We start from the raw sequence: 1,872 nt of genomic DNA, 5'->3' as shown, positions 1-1,872 counted from the left end.
CTCCGCCCGCTCCGCGGTCGGGATGACGGGCTCGATGCCCTTCACCTGCCGCAGCATCTCATCGCTGACGACACCGGCGACGAGAATGTCGCAGTGCTGCTTGGCGTGACGAAGAAGGTTCAGATGCCCGACGTGAAACAGGTCGAAGGCACCAACGGCATAGCCGATGCGCGTCCCCATGATCTCCCCAGATCAGTAATTCCCCAGAGAGCGGATCCCCATCCGCCCAGCGACTCCCACAGCCGCATCCGGCTAGCCTAGCAGGTACCGGTTTCCCTGCCCATAGGAACACATGGAAGTATGGAGGCCGCAGTGGATTCCGGTACAGCCGAAGGGGGAGGCGCGTGAGGACAGCGGTCACCGTCATCGTGCCGACCTTCAACGAACGCGACAACGTCGCCGAGCTCGTCGCCCGTACCGCGGATGCGCTCGCCGCATACGACGCCGAGATCCTCTTCGTCGACGACAGCACCGACGACACGGCGGCAGAGGTCGAGCGGGTCGCCGCCGACGCCTCGCTGCCCGTCCGAGTGATCCATCGAGCCGACAACACCGGCGGATTGGGCGGAGCGGTCGTCGTCGGGCTCGAGGCCGCCGCATCCGATCTCTGCATCGTGATGGACGGCGACCTGCAGCATCCGCCCGAGCTGCTCCCGGTGCTGGTGCGACGGCACGACGAGGGAGATGCGGATGTCGTCGCCGCCTCGCGCTACGTCGGAGGAGGCGACACGAGCGGCCTCGGCACCGCGATGCGCTTCGGTGTGTCGAGAGCTGCGACGTGGCTGACGCGCGCGATGTTCCCGATCCGCCTCGCCCGCAGCACCGATCCGATGACCGGATTCTTCCTCGTCGACAGGCGACGACTCGATCTGCCCACGCTCAAGCCGCAGGGCTTCAAGATCCTTCTCGAGATACTCGCACGCACCGACCTGCGCATCGCCGAGGTGCCGATGGAGTTCGCCGAACGCCGGCACGGCACGTCCAAGGCGAGCCTGCGGCAGGGAGCCACCTTCGTGGCGCACCTCGCCCGACTGCGCTTCGGCAAGATGTCGCTGTTCGCCCTCATCGGCGTGATCGGCGCACTTGCCAACCTCGGCATCATGTGGGCGCTCACCGCTCTCGGCATGCCCTACATCTGGGCGGCGATCATCGGGGCCGAGGTCACCATCATCGGCAACTTCATCCTGCAGGAGCGCTTCGTCTTCGCCGACATGCGCACCGACGCCCGCGGTCTCGGCGGTCGTTTCGCCGCATCGTTCACATTCAACAACGTCGAGGCAGCGCTGCGCATCCCCGTCATGGCGCTGATGGTCGAGTCCTGGCACATCTCGAGCGTGCTCGCGACGGGGCTCTCGCTGATCGTGGCGTTCTTCGCGCGCTTCCTCTTCCACTCGCTCGTCGTCTACGCGCCGCAGCGGCGCAAGAAGACGGATGCCGAGACAGGCGAGCCGAAGCCCGACACGGCCGCACTGCGGGTCATGCGGGCCATCGACGTCGACGCCGAGGCCATGAAGCCGGGCGAGCTCTGACGCTCAGCCCGCGGGAGTGGTGAGGTAGGCCTCGATCGCGGCATCCGCATCTCGAGGCGTCCACCCTGTCGCCTCGATGCGGCCGAGATCGAGCACGCTGTTGAGCGGCCTCGGTGCGACAGGTCCGTCGACGCCCGCGAAGTACTCGGCCGTCGTGACGTCGCTGACCGCCGCGGGGTCGTGCCCCGTGACGCGGTAGACGGTGCGGGCGATGTCGGCCCAGGAGCGCGGCTCGCCGGCACCCGAGACGTTGTAGATGCCGAACGGCGCGGCCGTCGCCAGCAGGTGGGCGATCGCCGAGGCGAGGTCGGCGGTGAAGGTCAGTCGTCCGCACTGGTCGGCG

At 67.7% G+C, this 1,872-nt stretch carries 3 protein-coding genes; 1 reads left to right on the top strand and 2 read right to left on the bottom strand.

The annotated features are described in order from the left end of the window. The coding region (locus J7E68_RS18430) for an adenylyltransferase/cytidyltransferase family protein (protein WP_215174991.1) at positions 1 to 180 on the bottom strand (180 nt) is incomplete at its 3' end. 164 nt (positions 181 to 344) lie between these two features. Between J7E68_RS18430 and J7E68_RS18425 the strand changes: the two genes are divergently transcribed. Next, positions 345 to 1,529: a glycosyltransferase gene (locus J7E68_RS18425; RefSeq protein WP_215174990.1), complete on the top strand. Its 1,185-nt coding sequence runs from the start codon at positions 345 to 347 to the stop codon at positions 1,527 to 1,529. 3 nt (positions 1,530 to 1,532) lie between these two features. Here the strand turns inward: J7E68_RS18425 and J7E68_RS18420 are convergent. Next, on the bottom strand, positions 1,533 to 1,872 hold a 340-nt coding region (locus J7E68_RS18420; protein ID WP_215174989.1), incomplete at its 5' end, for a sugar nucleotide-binding protein.

The organism is Microbacterium sp. ISL-103 (assembly GCF_018613995.1).
Taxonomy (GTDB): Bacteria; Actinomycetota; Actinomycetes; order Actinomycetales; family Microbacteriaceae; genus Microbacterium.
The sequence above is the reverse complement of the archived record's forward strand: the minus strand, read 5'-3'. Positions and strand labels throughout refer to the sequence as shown.